The organism is Methylophaga sp. F7 (genome assembly GCF_056863975.1).
Map to the genome: position 1 here is coordinate 810,659 of NZ_CM166511.1, position 18,645 is coordinate 829,303.

General features: G+C 45.0%; 17 protein-coding genes and 1 pseudogene. 14 read left to right on the forward strand and 4 right to left on the reverse strand.

The window, feature by feature from the left end; translation table 11 throughout:
• Window positions 1-24: 24 nt before the first annotated feature.
• From AC08OG_RS04155 to der, 3 genes are read left to right on the forward strand one after another with little or no spacing between them, the layout of a single operon-like run.
• A complete protein-coding gene (locus tag AC08OG_RS04155) occupies window positions 25-666 on the forward strand; it encodes a YfgM family protein (RefSeq protein WP_482930081.1) in 642 nt (213 codons plus the stop codon).
• Window positions 656-1,825: an outer membrane protein assembly factor BamB gene (gene bamB / locus AC08OG_RS04160; RefSeq protein ID WP_482930082.1), complete on the forward strand. Its 1,170-nt coding sequence runs from the start codon at window positions 656-658 to the stop codon at window positions 1,823-1,825. Before AC08OG_RS04155 ends, bamB begins: the two co-directional genes overlap by 11 nt.
• Window positions 1,826-1,827: 2 nt before the next feature.
• Complete coding sequence (der, locus tag AC08OG_RS04165; RefSeq protein WP_482930083.1) at window positions 1,828-3,237, forward strand: ribosome biogenesis GTPase Der; 1,410 nt, start codon at window positions 1,828-1,830, stop codon at window positions 3,235-3,237.
• Between the two features lie 97 nt (window positions 3,238-3,334).
• Here the strand turns inward: der and AC08OG_RS04170 are convergent, their stop codons facing one another.
• Entirely contained in the window at window positions 3,335-3,673 is a 339-nt protein-coding gene (locus AC08OG_RS04170) for a hypothetical protein (protein WP_318989601.1), read from the reverse strand.
• A 122-nt stretch (window positions 3,674-3,795) separates the two neighbouring features.
• Between AC08OG_RS04170 and AC08OG_RS04175 the strand changes: the two genes are divergently transcribed.
• The 6 genes and pseudogenes from AC08OG_RS04175 to fabB all read left to right on the forward strand — a co-directional run bounded on the left by AC08OG_RS04175 (window position 3,796) and on the right by fabB (window position 11,324).
• Window positions 3,796-5,976, forward strand: a complete 2,181-nt coding sequence (locus tag AC08OG_RS04175) for a type I secretion system permease/ATPase (RefSeq protein WP_482930084.1) — start codon at window positions 3,796-3,798, stop codon at window positions 5,974-5,976.
• A 42-nt stretch (window positions 5,977-6,018) separates the two neighbouring features.
• On the forward strand, window positions 6,019-7,308 hold the full coding sequence (locus AC08OG_RS04180) for an HlyD family type I secretion periplasmic adaptor subunit (protein ID WP_482930085.1): 1,290 nt from the start codon (window positions 6,019-6,021) through the stop codon (window positions 7,306-7,308).
• A gap of 15 nt (window positions 7,309-7,323) precedes the next feature.
• Entirely contained in the window at window positions 7,324-7,974 is a 651-nt protein-coding gene (locus AC08OG_RS04185; protein WP_482930086.1) for a LuxR C-terminal-related transcriptional regulator, read from the forward strand.
• Between the two features lie 138 nt (window positions 7,975-8,112).
• Window positions 8,113-9,432 carry a TolC family outer membrane protein gene (locus tag AC08OG_RS04190; RefSeq protein ID WP_292358018.1) on the forward strand — a complete coding sequence of 440 codons (1,320 nt, stop codon included), beginning with the start codon at window positions 8,113-8,115 and terminating at the stop codon, window positions 9,430-9,432.
• Between the two features lie 207 nt (window positions 9,433-9,639).
• Window positions 9,640-10,097: pseudogene (gene fabA / locus AC08OG_RS04195) on the forward strand (3-hydroxyacyl-[acyl-carrier-protein] dehydratase FabA).
• A gap of 9 nt (window positions 10,098-10,106) precedes the next feature.
• The gene (gene fabB, locus AC08OG_RS04200) at window positions 10,107-11,324 is read left to right on the forward strand and encodes a beta-ketoacyl-ACP synthase I (protein ID WP_292358021.1); all 1,218 of its coding nucleotides are present in this window, start codon (window positions 10,107-10,109) and stop codon (window positions 11,322-11,324) included.
• Between the two features lie 44 nt (window positions 11,325-11,368).
• On the opposite strand, the gene AC08OG_RS04205 is transcribed toward fabB, so the two are convergent.
• Window positions 11,369-11,539 (reverse strand): hypothetical protein, encoded by a 171-nt coding sequence (locus tag AC08OG_RS04205; RefSeq protein WP_482930087.1) that lies wholly within the window; start codon window positions 11,537-11,539, stop codon window positions 11,369-11,371.
• Between the two features lie 56 nt (window positions 11,540-11,595).
• Here AC08OG_RS04205 and AC08OG_RS04210 point away from each other — a divergent pair, with 56 nt between their 5' ends.
• The 5 genes from AC08OG_RS04210 (at window position 11,596) to AC08OG_RS04230 (ending at window position 15,979) form a co-directional block, all read left to right on the forward strand.
• Window positions 11,596-12,360, forward strand: a complete 765-nt coding sequence (locus AC08OG_RS04210; RefSeq protein WP_482930088.1) for an alpha/beta fold hydrolase — start codon at window positions 11,596-11,598, stop codon at window positions 12,358-12,360.
• Window positions 12,353-12,703: a nucleotide pyrophosphohydrolase gene (locus AC08OG_RS04215; protein ID WP_482930089.1), complete on the forward strand. Its 351-nt coding sequence runs from the start codon at window positions 12,353-12,355 to the stop codon at window positions 12,701-12,703. The genes AC08OG_RS04210 and AC08OG_RS04215 overlap by 8 nt, the downstream gene beginning before the upstream one ends.
• Window positions 12,704-12,763: 60 nt before the next feature.
• Complete coding sequence (gene purU, locus AC08OG_RS04220; protein ID WP_482930090.1) at window positions 12,764-13,621, forward strand: formyltetrahydrofolate deformylase; 858 nt, start codon at window positions 12,764-12,766, stop codon at window positions 13,619-13,621.
• A 43-nt stretch (window positions 13,622-13,664) separates the two neighbouring features.
• Entirely contained in the window at window positions 13,665-14,861 is a 1,197-nt protein-coding gene (locus tag AC08OG_RS04225; RefSeq protein WP_482930091.1) for a pyridoxal-phosphate-dependent aminotransferase family protein, read from the forward strand.
• A gap of 356 nt (window positions 14,862-15,217) precedes the next feature.
• Window positions 15,218-15,979: an SDR family oxidoreductase gene (locus AC08OG_RS04230; RefSeq protein ID WP_318989593.1), complete on the forward strand. Its 762-nt coding sequence runs from the start codon at window positions 15,218-15,220 to the stop codon at window positions 15,977-15,979.
• Between the two features lie 228 nt (window positions 15,980-16,207).
• On the opposite strand, the gene AC08OG_RS04235 is transcribed toward AC08OG_RS04230, so the two are convergent.
• Both AC08OG_RS04235 and AC08OG_RS04240 read right to left on the reverse strand, forming a co-directional pair.
• Window positions 16,208-16,375, reverse strand: coding sequence for a hypothetical protein (locus AC08OG_RS04235; RefSeq protein WP_482930092.1), 168 nt, complete (start codon window positions 16,373-16,375; stop codon window positions 16,208-16,210).
• A gap of 108 nt (window positions 16,376-16,483) precedes the next feature.
• A complete protein-coding gene (locus tag AC08OG_RS04240) occupies window positions 16,484-18,610 on the reverse strand; it encodes a TonB-dependent receptor (RefSeq protein WP_482930093.1) in 2,127 nt (708 codons plus the stop codon).
• Between the last annotated feature and the right edge of the window lie 35 nt (window positions 18,611-18,645).

Sequence of the window (18,645 nt, forward strand, 5' to 3'; positions counted from 1 at the left end):
ATTGCTGTAAGCAAGGAGAAAACGATGGATATCTACGCATCGGATGATGAAAAAGGCGAAGCGATAAAGAACTGGTGGCGGGAAAACGGCCGTTCAGTAGTAACCGGTGTGGTTTTAGGTGCTGCAATAATTTTTGGCGGTCGTTATTGGATTAATTTTCAACAAGCCAAGACTGAACAGGCTGCAGCAATGTACCAACAAGTTCAGATGAATATCAGTGATGCTGATTTAACGGCTGCTGAAGACCTGACCCAGGAACTCATGCAAACACATTCTGCTACTCCATATGCTGCATTTGCCTCGCTGGAGCTTGCTGCTGAACAAGTGCGGAATGATCAAACTGCACCGGCATTGGAATATTTGCAGTGGACTGTTGACCAGGCAAAACTTAATGCCCAGAAAGATTTGGCCAGATTACGTATGGCTCGTCTTTTGGTTGATCAGGCTGAATACGCAAAAGCTTTGGAATTGACTCAACAAACTGTCTCTGAAGGATTTGTTTCTTTATTTGCTGAACTCAAGGGTGATATTTATCTTGCACAGGAAAATAAAACAGAGGCCTATGAAGCTTATGTCGAATCTATTTCAAGTATGGATACAGATGACCCTCGTAAAACTCTCCTGGAAATGAAGCGCGATGATGTGGCCGTTATTAATGAAAGCTAATGTAATCAGAAACACCGTTGTTGGCTTTGCTCTGATGGTGCTAGCTGGTTGTGGAACGGTAAAAGAATTCTTTGCGGCTGACAGCTACGAAGCTCCTCCAGCTGAACTCACTGAATTTCAAGTTGAGTTCGAACCCAAAACCCTCTGGTCAACCGGTACTGGTGATGGTGCTGGAACGGCTTATTCAAATCTTGCTCCATGGATTCAAGGTGACTCCATTGTTACGGTGGATCATGAAGGTGATGTTCGCAGTCATAATATTGAAAATGGCCGACGCGAATGGCGCAGCAAATTAGATATGCCTGTTGCGGCGGGTGTTGGTGGCGGAGAAGGTCTTATTGTTGTTGGTTCTCAGAGTGGAGAAGTAGTCGCTTTGGATGACAGCACCGGTGATGAACTTTGGCGTCAGCGTCTCAGTAGTGAAGTCCTTGCCCCGGCAAAAGTGGGTGGCGATAGCGTTGTTGTGAGAACGGCAGATGGACGTTTAACAGCGATTTCGGCAAGCAGCGGCAATATTCTGTGGAATTATCAACGCGCCGTACCACTTTTGAGTCTTCGAGGGGTCAGTGCTCCGGTGATTGACGGACAAACAGTATTTGCTGGTTATGATAACGGTAAGTTAGTTGCACTCTCTCTCAACGATGGCAAAGTCATCTGGGAAAAAAGTGTCGCGGTGCCAAGCGGTCGGACTGAGTTAGAGCGTTTGGTCGATATCGATGCCGATCCGGTGATCCAAAACGGCATGATTTACGTTGTCGCTTTTCAGGGTAATTTAGCGGTAATGGATACGGATACCGGACAAACCCTGTGGGACAGAGAAATGTCTTCTGCTACTGGTATTGCAGTGGCGTCAACAGAGGCTGTTTATGTGAGTGATGATCAAAGTTATCTATGGTCGATCGCTGACGGGTCTGGTGATTCTTTATGGCGTCAGACATTATTGCTACGACGAAGCATTACCGCGCCAGTTATTGCCGGTGAAAATGTGGTGGTAGGTGACTTTGAAGGTTATTTACACTGGGTAGCACGTTCCGATGGCCGTTTTGTTGCTCGTCAAAGACTGGATAAAGATCCTATTCGCAGCCAACCCATCGTTCGTGATGGTGTGCTTTATGTCATGACTACAGGCGGCAAGCTTTCCGCCATTCGGATTCCCTAACTGTGAAACCTGTTATTGCTCTTGTTGGACGGCCGAATGTTGGCAAATCGACGTTATTTAATCGTCTGACCAAGACGCGCAATGCGTTGGTGGCGGATCATGCCGGTTTGACCCGTGATCGGATATACGGCAATGCGCGTCATGATGAAGCGGAATTCATTCTTATCGATACAGGTGGTTTGACGGTACAGGGTGACGATATGTCAGACCTGATGCGCAAACAGGCTGAACTGGCGATTGTTGAAGCCGATCTGATTCTATTTGTAGTTGATGGCAAAACCGGTGTTGTCCCCGCTGATGAATTGATAGCAAAACAGTTACGCAACGTTGGTAAGCCGGTTTTACTGGTTATCAATAAAACTGAAAGCGAACAGAAAGAGCTGGCTGCAGCAGATTTTTATCGACTTGGGCTGGGTGAACCGGAAGTCATTTCCGCGACTCAGGGACGTGGTATCAGTAATTTAATGAATTCCCTGATGCGCGAGTTACCCGCCATTCGAATTGTGGAAACTGATGAAGAAGAGTCAGAGGAAGATACCTCTGGGGATATTCGTCTTGCAGTAGTTGGTCGCCCCAATGTTGGTAAATCAACCTTGGTGAATCGTCTGCTTGGTGAAGATCGGGTTGTGGCTTTTGATGAGCCGGGTACAACTCGCGACAGTATCTATATTCCATTTGAAAAAGATGGCACAAAATACATCCTAATCGATACTGCAGGTGTCAGACGCCGTTCCAAGGTCTCCGAAGCCCTTGAAAAATTCAGCATTGTAAAAACGCTGCAAGCAATCGAGGCGGCTAATGTGGTTTTGTTAGTGTTAGATGCGCACCAGGGTGTTGTGGATCAGGATCTGCATCTGGCTGGGCTGATTATCGAAAGTGGCCGCGCTGTGGTTATCGCAGTCAATAAATGGGATGGTCTCGAGAAACAGGAACGTGAGTGGGTTGCCACCAATATTGAGCGTCGTCTGCCGTTTTTGAGTTTTGCCAAAACGCATTTCATTTCGGCTTTGCATGGCAGTGGTGTTGGCTTATTACTTAAATCTGTAAAAACAGCGTATGGCTCTGCCTTAGCTAAAATACCTACGCCACAATTGACCAGAGTATTGGAAGAGGCTGTTGCCGATCATCAACCACCATTAGTTAACGGACGCCGGATTAAATACCGTTATGCTCATTTAGGTGGTAAAAATCCTCCCCGTATCATTATCCATGGTAATCAGACAGAAGCGACGCCAAACAGCTATCGACGTTATTTGGAAAATTATTTCCGTACTGCACTCAAATTGCAGGGAACACCGGTGATGATTGAGTTCAAGACCAGTGATAATCCGTTTAGAGAGCGGAAGAAGCCGGCAGAGAATCCACAGGAAAAACGCAAGCGAATAATAGCCAGTCGGGCTAAAAAGAGATAGCTTCATTTAAGCACTAGTAGTTGTTTATCTTTCAGCGCGGTCTTTTGAGACGAAAAGATAGCCTCCAGCAGTGGTGGATATGAAAGATAAACAAGCTCTAGAGCAAGCCTTCATCTTCGTTCATTAAATTTTCCAATGAACTAAGATGATGGCGAATTTTTTCACGCTGAACTAATTTTTGCTGCGCTGCTTCAGGCAAGTCAGTAAATAAAATCACCCCTTTGTCTATCAGCGTGTTCACCAGATCTTCAATAACCCTTACCATCGCCATATCTGAGGCTGTAAGGATCGTTTGAATGTCTTCATGGCGATTCGATTGACCAAGAAAATCAACTAATTCGGGTGCTTGTGGAGAGATGTATTGACTATCATCGCTCTGGGGGGAATTAAAAACCCCAATTATGTGCCCCTTTTCATCGCGATCGACGTATACCATCTTATTGTTCCCGATTATTCTTGATATGCTACCTTTGGAAAGAGTAAGCGGTCATAGGTTTACAGTAAAGAAAAAACTGTGAAACTCATCACATTTTGAGTTGGGTAGCGTCGTCGGATTAAATGGAAAATCAAGCAACCACTGAACAAGAACAAGATCGGCAATGGAAAGCTGACTCGGCTTATCTGACACATGATGATCCGCTATTAGCTTGTCTTACGGTTCTTACCAAACTTTTACGAAAACCTCACAGCCCTGATTCAATGGTAGCTGGCCTTCCTCTAGTGGATAACCGACTATCTCCAGAATTGTTTTCCAGAGCCGCTGAACGGGCAGGTCTTTCCTCAAAAGTTATCAAACGTCCGCTACGTAAAATTTCTCCATTGGTACTACCGGCAGTATTGCTTCTGAATGATGGCAATGCCTGTATTTTGCTGAAGCTAAACGGCAAAGATGCTACGGTTATTTATCCGGAAAACGGCGACGCTGAAACTGTCGTGGAATTGAACGAACTACAGCAGTATTACACTGGCTACGCTATTTTTATAAGAGCAGTACAGCATTTTGATAACCGCAGTGAAAACTCGGCTATACCTCGCGCCAAACACTGGTTCTGGGGAACACTGACACGCTATTGGCCAATCTATAGCGAAGTATTCGTGGCTTCAATTCTGGTCAACTTATTTGCCATAGCTTCACCGCTGTTTGTGATGAATGTTTATGACCGGGTCGTGCCCAACAATGCGCTGGCAACATTATGGGTGTTGGCGATTGGTCTGGCGATTGTGTTTGTGTTTGATTTGTTACTACGTACTTTACGTGGATACTTTATTGATGTTGCCGGCAAAAAAGCAGACGTTATTTTATCAGCCACGATTTTTGAAAAAGTACTGGGCATTAAAATGGCTGCTCGGCCCAATTCAGTGGGTAACTTTGCTAATAGCATGCAAGAGTTTGAGTCATTTCGTGACTTTTTTACTTCCGCCACGCTTGCCACGTTGATTGATTTGCCGTTTACCTTTTTGTTTATTGCCGTTATATGGATGATTGCGGGCGATTTAGCCTATATTCCGTTGGCGGTTATTCCCATTACAATTTTGATTAGTTTAATCATCCAGATCCCGTTAGGTCGGGCAATTAAGCAGTTATTTCGTCACGCGGGACAAAAAAGCGCCACCCTTATAGAAACATTGACCGGCCTTGAAACGATCAAAAGTCTGGGGGCAGAGAGTCCATTACAACGTAAATGGGAACAAACTGCAGGCTCCATTTCCAAATATAGTCAACGGGCCAAATTGCTGTCATCAGCAGCAGTAAACTTAACCAGTTTTGTTCAGCAAATGACCACTATTGCTGTGGTGGTTTATGGGGTGTACAAAATCAGTGAGAATGAAATCAGCATGGGGGCATTGATTGCCAGCACCATACTGGCAGGCAGAGCGCTGGCTCCAATGGGTCAGCTGGCAGGCATTTTAACGCGTTTTCATCATTCAAAAGCCGCATTAAGTTCATTGAACAATATGATGAATTTACCGGTTGAACGTCCCAGTGGTCGGGAATTTTTGCATCGTGAGAAATTCCAGGGTGGTATTGAATTCAAACAAGTCAGCTTCCGCTACCCAGAGCAGGCAATAGACGCATTAAGTGATGTTTCCTTTAAAATTAAACCGGGTGAAAAAGTTGCCATTATCGGCAGAATCGGTTCCGGGAAAAGTTCGATAGAGAAATTGATTCTGGGTTTATATGAACCTGCCGAGGGTGCAGTGCTTCTGGATGAGACCGATCTGCGACAGATTGATCCAATTGATTTACGCCGTTCTGTCGGCTATGTTCCTCAAGATGTCATGCTGTTCTATGGTAGCGTGCGCGACAATATCGCTTTGGGGGCTCCCTTTGCTGATGATGCTGCGGTATTGCGGGCAGCTGAAATAGCCGGCGTGACTGAATTCATCAATCGGCATCCATCAGGGTTTGATATGCCTGTCGGTGAGCGCGGTGAAGGCCTTTCCGGTGGACAGCGTCAGAGTATTGCCGTGGCGCGGGCTTTATTACTGGATCCTCCCGTGTTGGTTTTGGATGAGCCAACCAATTCCATGGATAACAGTAGTGAAGAACGCTTTAAAACCAAACTGGGTGAAATTATCAAAGATAAATCGCTTATTCTGGTTACACATCGTGCCTCTTTATTAAGCCTGGTGGATCGTGTGTTAGTGATGGATCAGGGTAATTTAGTAGCCGATGGGCCACGTGAACAAATTCTTGCTGCGTTAAAGAGCGGACATATCCGGGTTTCGAAAGGGTAATTGGATGGCCTGGTTTAAAAAAATAATGACGATGTCAATTTCATGTCTGAAATCAGTGCGGCAACGATGGCCTCAACCCATTGGGGAGGGCATATTCTATTATTGCTGATCGCAGCTTTTATAGGCATTGCTTTATGGTGGGCGAGTGTTGCAGAAATTGATGAAGTCACACGGGGGCAGGGAAAAGTAGTTCCCTCCAGCAAAGTTCAGATAATTCAAAATCTCGAAGGCGGCATTCTGGCGGATGTTCTGGTGAGTGAAGGACAAATGGTTGAAAAAGGCGATGTGCTGTTAAAAATTGATGACACACGTTTTTCATCATCTTTTCGTGAATCAAAATTAACTTACTGGGAGTTGGTGGCCAGAACGGCGAGATTGAGTGCCGAAAGTGAGGGCAAGCCATTGGAGCTTCCCGATGAACTGATGATCAATCAACCGGAGCTCGCTGCAGAAGAGCGGGGATTATATCAATCCCGACAATTACAATTGCAAAGCACAATTGATGTTTTAAAAAGACAAGCTGAACAGCGCCGACAGGAACTGGTTGAAAAACAGGCCAAGCAACAGCAGCTCAGTCGCAGTTTTGAGTTGAGTAATCAGGAATTACAAATGTCCGAACCTCTTCTGGCCGCCGGCGTCATGTCAGAAGTTGAGATATTGAGACTGAAACGTACCGTCAATGATCTGAAAGGTGAAATGGAGTCGAATCGTCTGGCGATTCCGCGTATTCGCTCTTCGATTGATGAAGTTCAGCAGAAAATAAATGAAGCGGTTACCCGGTTTGAGTCTGAAGCGGCAAGAGAGCTCAGTGAGGTGCGTGCTGAAATGGCACGCACCGAAGAATCTGTATCGGCATTAAAAGATCGGGTGACCCGGACGAATGTACGTTCGCCAATGAAAGGCACCATCAAACGTTTGATGATCAATACTATCGGTGGGGTCATTCAGCCAGGTATGGATCTGGTGGAAATTGTTCCTTTAGAAGATAATTTGCTTATCGAAGCTCAGATACGACCGGCAGATATTGCTTTTTTAAGACCAGGCCAGGAAGCGATAATAAAGTTTACAGCGTATGACTTTTCCATTTATGGTGGGCTAGAGGCAAAGCTGGTACGTATCAGTGCGGATACAATCACTAATGAAGAAGATGAAAGTTTTTATCTTATCTATTTACGCACTGAACAAAATTTTATAAAAAGTAGTATGGGCGAATTAGGAATTATTCCGGGCATGACAGTGACCGTAGATATTCTGACGGGTGAAAAAACCGTGCTTGATTACTTATTAAAGCCCATACTGAAAGCAAAAAATGAAGCGTTGAGAGAGCGTTGAGGCTAAGGTTGAACGATGACAGTAATTACAGAGACTGAAAAAAGTCTTTATCTGGCTACTGCAGATACGGATGTGGCGCGTGTCATAACTGATGCATTGCCAGCTTTGTACGACGTTAGCCTTTATAAGGATATTAACGGTTTACTAGACGCATTAAAAAAACAAACAGCAGAATTGGTACTTTGTCATCAATTTCTGCTGGATGACAATCCTGATCATGTTATCAGTGAACTCAAAAAGCTCTGCCCGGATAGCAGAATTCTGGTGATTGGCCCTCCACGGCCAATCCCGGTACAAATAGCAGCCTTGAAGCAGGGCGCTCGTGGTTATTTCAATCAAAATCTGCCGATGAGCAAACTACAAGAAGCTCTGCTGTTGATTTTGAATGGTGAAGTCTGGGTCGAGCGTCATGTGATATCCGGACTCATAGATGAAATAAGTCATATTCCTGAAGTGAGTGAAAAACAGCGTAAAGCAGCAGAAACACTTTCTCCAAAAGAATTGGAAGTGGCCAAAATGGTGAGTCATGGTGCGACCAACAAAATGATTGCTCGAAATATGAATATCACTGAAAGAACAGTGAAAGCCCACTTAACGACCATTTTTCAGAAAATGGGTTTACCGGATCGTCTTTCTCTGGCTATCGTCTTTAGGGATCTTAGATAGAGCAGATTGTGTATTTGAACTGTTTTGACTACAATCGGCCGGTAATGGACTAGTAAGTATTACCTAGGGGGAGAAGCTGTAATCGGTAGTGACCCTTGATAAAGAATACTAATTACTGCTTTGAACTAGGAAAAGAATATGAACAAAGCGCTTTTTTTAATCCCATCATTGCTCTGCTCTAGCTTTGTGCAAGCTGATACATTACAGGAAGCAATTCACACCACGCTGAAAACCAATCCGGATGTTTTGGCTTCAATCAGTGAGCGTCAGGCGGTTTCCAAAGAAATTGATCAGGCACAGGCAGGTTATTTCCCAACAATTGATTTGGGGCTCGGAACCGGTTGGGAGTCAACTGATAATCCAGCTTCCCGTAACCGTGGTGACGGTGAGATTCATTTAAATCGTGATGAAGCCAGTTTGAATCTGCGGCAAATGCTTTATGATGGCAGCCTGACCAAAAATGAGGTTGAACGTCAAAAAGCCAGAACCGATTCACGAGCACATTCAGTTTATAGTGTGGCTGAAAACACTGCTTTAGAGGCGACAGAAGCTTATCTTAATGTGTTGCGTCGGCAGAAATTGGTGGAATTAGCGCAAACCAATCTGGAATCTCATCTGCGTACCCATGATCAGATTACCTTACGCAGCGAACGTGGCGTAGGACGTCGGGCAGACATGGATCAGAGTTTGGGCCGCCTGGCATTAGCGGAAACCAATTTAATGGCTGAGCAAAGCAATTTGCGGGATGCCGAAACCAATTATTTACGTGTCGTTGGCGAAGCGCCATCCTCATTGTCACAGCCCCCGTCACCTGAACCGTTTTTGCCAATGACAGTGGAAGAAGCGGTCAATATCGCTATTCAGAATCATCCAACCTTACGTTCTGCTCAAGCTGATGTCGCTTCGGCTAATGCACAACATGACGTTACCAAAGCTGCTTTTTTACCGCGTGTTGATTTTGAATTAGGCACTCGTAATGACCATGATATTGATGGGGTTAGAGGCACTGATAAAGACGTCACAGCCATGTTCAGACTACGCTACAATCTGCTGAATGGTGGAAAAGATAAGGCAAGACGTGAAGAGACGGCTTTTCTGATTAACCAGGCGGCTGAAATTCGCAATAATACGCACCGTCAGGTGGAGCAGAGTGTCCGTTTATCATGGAATGCTCTGGAAACAGTACGCAGGCAAATGTCATACTTTGAAGAATATGCTGCAGCAGCTGAAAAAACCCGCGATGCCTATCAGCAACAATTTAACTTTGGACAGCGCACATTACTGGATTTGCTGGATTCCGAGAATGAATTGTTCCGTGCGCGAATTGCACTGACGAATGCTCAATATGATGAAATTTTTACGATGTATCGGGTGCTCAACAGTATTGGATTATTACTGGAAAGTCTTGAGATAATTGCGCCTGCTGCTGCAACCACAGTTGCTGATAACCGTAAATAATCATTCTCCACAGCTCAATAAAATCGATAAGCCATGCCGTAGGGTATGGCTTTTTATTAGAACCAGTGCGTTGATAGCTGCATCTTTTTCTGCATTCAAACTATCATGCTATTATGTCGTGCTTAATTTGTAGGGTTATTTTAGAATTTCATGAGTAAGCAATCATCTTTTTCCTTCGAGGAACTCTTGCAGTGTGGCCATGGAGAAATGTTTGGCCCGGGTAATGCCCAACTGCCAGTACCGAATATGCTGATGATGGATCGCATCAGTCATATTTCAAATGATGGTGGCGCCTATGGGAAAGGTGAAATCATTGCTGAACTGGATATTCATCCGGATTTATGGTTTTTTAAATGCCATTTTCCGGGAGATCCCGTTATGCCGGGTTGCCTGGGCTTAGATGCCATGTGGCAGCTACTAGGCTTTTTCTGGCGTGGGATGGTAATCCCGGCAGAGGAAGAGCGCTGGGCTCAGGTGAAGTAAAATTCACCGGCCAAGTATTACCTACTGCCAAAAAAGTGACTTACCGTATTGATTTGAAACGAGTAATTTCACGCAAGCTGGTATTGGCCATTGCAGATGGCACAGTATCGGTAGATGGTCGCGATATCTACTTCGCCAAAGATTTACGAGTTGGTCTGTTTACTTCAACTGACAACTTTTAGGACAAGACAATGAGACGTGTAGTTGTTACAGGTATGGGGATCACCTCTTGTCTGGGGTTGGATCTCGCCACCGTTACCGAATCACTTCGCACCGGACGTTCTGGTATCCGCTTTAAACAGCAATATGCTGATATGGGATTTCGAAGCCATGTAGCGGGGTTTTTTGATATTGATTTTAAAGAATTTATTGATCGTAAAGTGTTGCGGTTTATGGGGGATGCGGCCGCGTATGCCTATATCGCAATGAAACATGCGATTCAGGATGCAGGCTTAAGCGAAAGCGATGTTTCCAATCCTAAAACAGGGTTGGTGATGGGCTCCGGTGGTGCATCTTCTTCCAATCAGGTTGAAGCAGCGGATATTCTCCGCGAAAAAGGCCTGAAACGGGTTGGTCCTTATCGTGTCACTCAGGTTATGGGAAGTACCACTTCCGCCTGTCTGGCAACTCCTTTCAAAATCAAAGGCATTAACTATTCGATGTCTTCGGCCTGTGCCACGAGTGCCCATTGCATCGGTAATGCTATGGAGCAAATTCAGCTTGGCAAACAGGATGTTGTGTTTGCTGGTGGTGCGGAAGAAGAACACTGGACCATGAGCTCATTGTTCGATGCGATGGGTGCTTTATCTACCAAATATAACGATACGCCCGAAAAGGCTTCCCGTGCATACGATACCGATCGTGATGGGTTTGTTATTGCTGGCGGTGGAGGCGTTTTAGTTCTGGAAGAATATGAACATGCCAAAGCGCGTGGAGCCAAAATTTACGCAGAACTGACGGGATATGCAGCCACTTCTGATGGTTATGACATGGTGGCTCCTTCTGGTGAAGGCGCACAACGTTGTATGGAAATGGCCATGTCGACCATGCGTAATAGCAAAGTTGACTATATCAATGCGCATGGCACCAGTACACCGGTCGGTGATTTGGCTGAATTAGGTGCGATTAAAAAGGTGTTTGCGGAAACACAGATACCACTGGTAGGTTCAACTAAATCACTTTCCGGACATTCTCTAGGCGCTGCTGGCGTACAGGAAGCTATCTATAGTCTACTGATGTTGGAAAATGATTTTGTGGCTGCTTCTGCCAATATTGATAATCTGGATGAACAGGCTCAGGGCATGCCAATTGTGCTGGATCGTAAAGATAATGCCGATCTTAAGGCCGTAATGTCCAATAGTTTCGGCTTTGGCGGAACCAACGCCTGTCTGGTGTTCGAAAAAATCTAAACTGAATAAAAAAACACCCTTAGCAAAATGCTAAGGGTGTTTTGTTAGCTTAAGTCCGCATCAGTCACAGGACCACGCTTACCCGCTAATGCTTCCTGCATCAAACTCACTAATTGCTGTTTTTTCACTTCATCGTCCAAATTTTTTGAACTGAAGGTTATGCCAAAACGATCGGCATATTGTTTGACCAGAATCATTAATATTGCTTCGTCCACGTTCACTCTCTCCAAATTTTTCAATCACACATTATAACGTGTTAACGTGAGTCACTATGAGATTACACTATCAATCTACTGAGCAAGGTCAGCCATTAGTTATCCTGCATGGTTTATTCGGTTCATCAGATAACTGGCGTAGCATCGCCTCAGCTTTATCTGCAGAGCGACAGGTTATCAGTGTTGATCTACGTAATCATGGGCAATCCTTTCATCATCCACAGCAAACTTTTGAATTAATGGCAGAAGATCTGCTGAATTTACTGGATGAATTAGAGTTATCAACAATCGATCTTATGGGACATTCGCTTGGTGGAAAAACAGCGATGCAATTTGCCCAAATGTTTGCTGACCGTGTCCGCAGACTTATTGTTGTTGATATTGCTCCTCGCCAATATCCTGATGAGCATAGTATTATTTTCAAAGCTTTAATGGCATTAGATCTGTCAAAATTTTCATCGCGAACAGAAGCGAGTGAGGCCCTGGCGGATACACTGCCTGATCCTATGGTGCGTCAGTTTCTGTTGCTGAATATGCAAAAAGGCGATCAAGGGTTTAGCTGGCGTATTAATTTGCAGGCTTTATTTTGCAGTTATCCGGGTTTGCTCCAAAGTGTAGAACCAGATGATCCTGTGAAAACACCGACACTGTTTATCAGTGGGGGAAAGTCTGATTATGTAACTGACAAAGATTGGCAGCATATTAAGACACTTTATCCTCAGGCAGAACATGTGGTGATTGATGGTGCCGGACACTGGGTGCATACCGAAAAACCCGATATTTTTATTCAGCAGGTAAACAGGTTTCTTGCAGATGATTAATGCCGATTTATTAAAACAGCTAATTGAATTCCGTCGTGAACGAGACTGGGAACAGTTTCATAATCCTAAAGATATAGCGATTTCATTATCCATCGAAGCGGCTGAACTGCTGGAATGGTTTCAATGGCGTAACAATACCGAAATTAAGCAAATGCTGGAGACTGATAAACGTGAAGCTCTGGAAGATGAAATAGCCGATGTTGCTGTATATCTGATCTACCTTTGTCATGATCTGAATATCGATATTGAACAGGCCATACAACGTAAAATGCACAAAAATGCGGCTAAATATCCGGTTGATAAAGTCAAAGGCCGGGCGGACAAATATAATGAATATTCATAAAACAGCTACAAAGTGCTAGCATCTGCGCTTTGATTTTCTGCTCGTTGAGGTCGTTTGTTCATGAAAGCCATCGTTTTGCTGATTCAATGTGCCGACCAGAAAGGTTTGCTGGCAGGTATAACCGGTTTTTTTGCTGAGCGTGGTTACAATATTCTGCATTGCCAGCAATATACCGATACCGAGCACGGTCGTTATTTCATGCGTCTGAAGGTGGAAGATGAAGCTCAGTTACCCCATGAAATACTCCATCAACAATTCAGCTCGTTAGCAGCAGCCATGGAACTGACCTGGTCAGTGCATTTCACCGATGTGCCATACCGCGTAGCCTTGCTGGTGACCCGGGCATCACATTGTCCTTATGACTTGCTGTTGCGTGAGTTGGAAGGTGAGTTGAAATGTGACATTCCTGTCATTATCGGTAATCATCCCGATTTGGAGAATATGGCGCGTCAGTTCAAAAAACCGTTTTATCATCTGCCCATCACCAAAGAAACCAAACAGCAACAGGAAACACAGATTAAATCATTACTCTCCGAGTATCAGATTGATCTGGTGGTGATGGCGCGCTATATGCAAATTTTGTCAGAGCAGTTTGTCAAAGAGTTTGCCGGTAAGGTTATCAATATCCACCATGGATTTTTGCCCGCTTTCCAGGGTGCCAAGCCCTATCATCAAGCTTACGAGCGTGGAGTGAAGCTAATCGGCGCCACCGCACATTACGCTACCGCTGAACTTGATGAAGGCCCGATTATCGAACAGGATGTTGAACGGGTTCGTCATGATAATAGCCCGGCAGATCTAGTGATGATTGGTAAGGATATTGAGCGTCTGGTTTTGGCACGTGCTGTGAAAGCTCATATCGAACATCGCATTATTGTCAGCGGCCGTCGTACTATCGTGTTTGCCGAGGGCGCCTGATATGCTAATACGGGCCTGATATAAAAAGACTAAGAGAGAGAACATGACAAAAGCATCCATTTCTATTGGTACCTTTCATCCTCCTCAACGTACGTTAATGGGCCCTGGCCCATCAGATGTAAATCCACGCATTCTGGAAGCAATGTCGCGGCCTACTATCGGTCATCTGGATCCCGCTTTTATCGGCATGATGGATGAAATGAAAACCTTGCTGCAATATGCCTTTCAGACAGAAAATGCCTTAACGATGCCGGTTTCTGCTCCAGGTTCTGCAGGCATGGAAACCTGTTTTACCAATCTACTTGAACCGGGTGATACCGCAATAGTCTGTCAAAACGGCGTGTTTGGCGGACGGATGAAAGAGAATGTTGAACGTTGTGGTGCATCCGCAATCATGGTGGAAGATGAGTGGGGCAAGCCAGTAGATATCAATAAACTGGAAGCCGCTTTAAAAGCACACCCGGAAGCCAAATTAGTCGCCTTCGTGCATGCGGAAACGTCTACCGGTGCGCAATCCGATGCCAAAGCAATCGCCCAACTGGCACAACAACACGATTGCCTGACGATAATGGATACCGTGACCTCATTGGGTGGTACGCCGATTCTGATGGACGAATGGGGCATTGATGCTATTTATTCCGGTAGTCAGAAGTGTCTTTCCTGTACGCCTGGATTGTCACCGATCAGTTTCAGCGAAAAAGCCGCTAGTGTAGTACGTAATCGTAAAACTAAAGTGCAATCATGGTTTTTGGATCTCAATCTGGTGATGGGCTATTGGGGCGAAGGTGCCAAACGTGCTTATCATCACACGGCACCGATTAATGCACTATATGCCCTGCACGAATCGCTGGTGCTATTAAGAGAAGAAGGTCTGGAAAATGCCTGGAATCGCCATCGTCTGCATCACAATGCTTTAAAAGCAGGTATTGAAGCGATGGGATTAAAATTTGTCGTAGATGAAGCTCACCGTTTACCACAGCTTAATTCAGTTGCTATTCCGCAAGGTGTTGATGATGCCGCGGTTCGCAGTCGTCTGTTAAAAGATTACAGTTTGGAAATTGGTGCGGGTTTAGGCGTGATGGTCGGTAAAATCTGGCGTATTGGTTTAATGGGCTATGCAGCAAACCAGAAAAATGTGCTGTTATGCCTGGGTGCTCTGGATGTGGTGTTGACGGATATGGACGCGAACATTAATTCAGGCGTTGCAGTATCCGCGGCTAACAAGATTTATCACAACTAAGTTTATTAATTTGTATTAACCACAGAGACACAGAGGACACAGAGGACAAAGAGATTTTTTTAATTGATATATCCGCAGATTAAACAGATTATGCAGATTAAATTTTTTATGAATAGCTTCAAAGAAGCTAAAGTATAAAACAATGTAGGTTGGGCTAGCGCAGCGTAACCCGACACACCCGAGTTAATACACTTGATAAAACATCTGCGAAAATCTGCGTAATCTGCGGATTATTTTGAGAATTTAGAAAGCCCTAAAAATTACTCGGGTTTGTTTACAGTTACATCGTTTAAAAAATCTCTGTGTCCTCTGTGTCCTCTGTGTCTCTGTGGTTCAAATATTATTGAAGGCAAAAAATGAATTCATCCCCAATCATTATGATTACTGGCGCCACTGCAGGATTTGGTGAGGCGTGTGCCAGGCTGTTTGCCAAAGCCGGGTGGCGACTGATTATTACCGGACGGCGTATGCAACGTCTGAAAAGCTTGCAAGCGGAGTTAGGTGGAGAATCACAAGTCTGCATCAGTTGTTTTGATATCAGTGACCGGCAGGCGACCGAACAGGCGTTTTCCGAGTTACCAGCCGAATTTCAGCAGATAGATGTATTGGTCAATAATGCTGGTTTAGCATTGGGACTTGAACCAGCTTATGCCACGGATCCGGAAGACTGGGAACGCATGGTTGATACCAATATCAAAGGGTTAATGCGCTGCAGCAGGCTGGTTTTGCCGGGCATGCAATCAAGAGACAGGGGATATATCATCAATATCGGATCGGTGGCCGGAAACTGGCCTTATCCGGGCGGTAATGTGTATTGCGCCAGTAAGGCTTTTGTCAGACAGTTTTCGCTGGCCCTTCGTGCTGATTTGCTGGGTACACAGATCCGGGTAACCAATATCGAACCGGGAAATGCCGAAACCGAATTTTCCATGGTCCGTTTTAAAGCCGATGAAGAGCGTGCTGAAAAAGTCTATGAAAATACGGTTGCACTAACGGCTCAGGATATTGCCGATACCATCTGGTGGTTGGTTAATACCCCAGCGCATCTGAATGTCACCACAATGGAAATTATGCCCACGCAACAAGCCACAGGACCTTTAGCGATTTATCGTGGCTAGGCTTGTTTATCTGTCATCGATGAAGGTTAAAAAAGCCCCAGTATCAGCCCAGTAACCCGTTATTAGGATTCGTTATTGGACGTTGGGCTTTTAAGGTTTTCAGTCCTTTAACGCTGCGGGTGATATTCCAGATTATCCAAATCACCATCACAGCTAAACCGTATAAATTGCCCAGATATAAAAGTCCCCAGGAAACCATCAGCAATATGAGGCTGATATAAAAACCATTTATTTGAAACAGATAATGCGATTGTAGCCAATCTGGAGCTTTGCCTTTTTTTCATAGGCTACAAGAGCCCCCATCACAAGCATGGGGTAGATAAGCGAACCCACCAGATTAAAGATATAGATCAGTTTAATGCTGCTGATGTCATCGCCAGTTTCAATTAAAGCCATGTAGATTTATCCGTAAAAAATACCCCAATCTAGCAGAATACTGACTCTTGCTCCACAAAAAAGGCCCGACAAAGTCGGGCCTTTTCAGTTTGAGCATAACGTTAACTGTTAACCGCCAAAGTCGAAACGAATACCGGTGTATATGGTTCGTCCCAAAATAGGCGATTCATCTTTAAAGAAGCTGGTATGCCGACGACCGTCTTCATTCAGCAAATTACGTCCCTGAATAAAGATTTCAGCACCTTTTAAACTTGCTGGAGACCAATTTGCATCAAACGAAACCAGGTTATAACCGTCCGTATTGCTCTCAGTCACAGCGGTTTTGGTTTGTTTAAACACCCGACGGTAGTCGAGACTGAAATCCCAGTCAGCATAGGAGGTATCAAATCCAATCCCTAAGCGTGTTGGACTCATGCGAGGAATATTTTCACCATTGCTGAGTTTGCCGCGTACATGATCGGCAGACAAGCGCATGCTAAGTGGAATACGACCATCAATCAAGTCAGTTATGGCACCAAATTCAGCACCGTACAACTTGGCATTTTGTTGTTCATTGACTACCAGCGTATCGCCCTCAATTTCAATGGCTTGGCCAGTCCCATCATTTTGTGCTGCTAAATAAATAAAGTCATCGACGTAGTTATAGAAAGTAGTCAGCTCATAGCGGAATGCCCCTAAATGACGATCAAAACCGACTTCAAAATTGGTATAGGTTTCCTTACCCAGGTTCGGATCACCAATTTCAACAGTCCCTGCTGCTGCATGGCTACCAAAGGCATATAATTGCTCTGCCGACGGAGCCCGTTGCGAACGGGTAACGGACATTCTGAAATGATGGGCCGGATCTACCTCAACCAGAGTTCCTGCCGATAAACTGAATGGAGTGAAGCTATTACTGCCCAATACGGCTGATTGTTGGAGTTCTTCACCACTTGGCAAATCAATATCTCTGGCCTCGTCAAGATCGTCTGTACTGGAGCGCACATGATCGACCCGTGCAGCGACTTCAAAGCGACCAAAATGCGTGGGTAATTCTTCCAGGACAAATAAACCGACGGTGCGTGTGTCATTACCACGGATATAAAAGCCACCACCGTGTTCATCACTGTCCCCGTGGCCGTGACCTTCGCCCTCAGCCTCAAAGTCCCGATCATTAAATTGCAGACCGACAACACCCTCCCAATCACCAATCGGGTTATGCACCAGTTCCAGACGCATTTCAGTTTCGTTATTGTTGAAACGCGTTTCAACTTCACTTTCAACAAATGCACCATTATCAAATTCAGAACCAATTTCTTGTTGACGGTAGCTGGTGTAGGCCATTTTCAGCCTGGCTGTGCTGAAACCCGGTAACGGATCATTAATTTCACTGCGAAAATCAAAACGATCGTTTTTCGCGCGAATCCGTTCCTGCTCTTCTTCACCTTGTCCTAAAAAGACTTCCGGAATGCCGTATTGAGTTTCCCAAGTGCTGTAACCCAAACCGGCAAAGCCCCAGTCACCTTTATACAAACCGGTAATAGAGAACACATCATTTTCTACTTCACTGTTTTGTAATTTATCTTTACGGCCGACCTGCTGGTCTTTTTGCTGATAACCATCAATATCAAAATCACTGGTACGACGAACCCCATAGTCCGTCCGCAATACAAAGCTGTTTCCAAGTGGTAGTTCAAGTCCCAAACGTCCCTGGCGATCATGTCCATTGATGCCGTATGACATCTGCCCATCTACTCTTGGAGCATCCCCAAATTCAGGATTAAATCGATTACTGCGAACATTGATAACACCTCCAGCAGCACCGCTTCCATAAAGTAATGTCGCCGGACCTCGGAAAACTTCAATTTGATCGGCACGACCAGCATCCATGCCGATAGCATGATCTGCACCTTCACCGGAAATATCGGAAGTACTCAAGCCATCTTCCAGCACTTTCACACGGGATCCCTGTAAACCTCGAACCACAGGACGTCCTACGCCCTGACCAAAGTCTGCATTATGCACACCAGGTAATCCATCCAATGTTTCGCCTATTGTACTGGCGCGTTTTTGATTAAGTTCATCACCCGCAATAACCGTGACCGGCTGGATCAATTCATCAGAGGTACGATTGCCTAATGGATCAGAAGTGACCACCAGGCGTGGGATATCAACAGTATCTTCAGCAGCTAACACTGCAGAAGCCATAGGGTAGAGTGCCGCAGCAAGCAGCACTACAATAGGTTTTTTATTCATCACGAATAATCCTCATAGCAGAAATCAGTAGCCAT

Coding starts and splice junctions, on each gene's coding strand:
- AC08OG_RS04240 (WP_482930093.1), bottom strand. CDS start 18,610: ATGAATAAAAAACCTATTGTAGTGCTGCTTGCTGCGGCACTCTACCCT.
- AC08OG_RS04170 (WP_318989601.1), bottom strand. CDS start 3,673: ATGGTATACGTCGATCGCGATGAAAAGGGGCACATAATTGGGGTTTTT.
- AC08OG_RS04230 (WP_318989593.1), top strand. CDS start 15,218: ATGAATTCATCCCCAATCATTATGATTACTGGCGCCACTGCAGGATTT.
- AC08OG_RS04225 (WP_482930091.1), top strand. CDS start 13,665: ATGACAAAAGCATCCATTTCTATTGGTACCTTTCATCCTCCTCAACGT.
- AC08OG_RS04190 (WP_292358018.1), top strand. CDS start 8,113: ATGAACAAAGCGCTTTTTTTAATCCCATCATTGCTCTGCTCTAGCTTT.
- fabB (WP_292358021.1), top strand. CDS start 10,107: ATGAGACGTGTAGTTGTTACAGGTATGGGGATCACCTCTTGTCTGGGG.
- AC08OG_RS04180 (WP_482930085.1), top strand. CDS start 6,019: ATGTCTGAAATCAGTGCGGCAACGATGGCCTCAACCCATTGGGGAGGG.
- AC08OG_RS04210 (WP_482930088.1), top strand. CDS start 11,596: ATGAGATTACACTATCAATCTACTGAGCAAGGTCAGCCATTAGTTATC.
- AC08OG_RS04185 (WP_482930086.1), top strand. CDS start 7,324: ATGACAGTAATTACAGAGACTGAAAAAAGTCTTTATCTGGCTACTGCA.
- purU (WP_482930090.1), top strand. CDS start 12,764: ATGAAAGCCATCGTTTTGCTGATTCAATGTGCCGACCAGAAAGGTTTG.
- bamB (WP_482930082.1), top strand. CDS start 656: ATGAAAGCTAATGTAATCAGAAACACCGTTGTTGGCTTTGCTCTGATG.
- AC08OG_RS04175 (WP_482930084.1), top strand. CDS start 3,796: ATGGAAAATCAAGCAACCACTGAACAAGAACAAGATCGGCAATGGAAA.
- AC08OG_RS04215 (WP_482930089.1), top strand. CDS start 12,353: ATGATTAATGCCGATTTATTAAAACAGCTAATTGAATTCCGTCGTGAA.
- AC08OG_RS04155 (WP_482930081.1), top strand. CDS start 25: ATGGATATCTACGCATCGGATGATGAAAAAGGCGAAGCGATAAAGAAC.
- AC08OG_RS04235 (WP_482930092.1), bottom strand. CDS start 16,375: ATGGCTTTAATTGAAACTGGCGATGACATCAGCAGCATTAAACTGATC.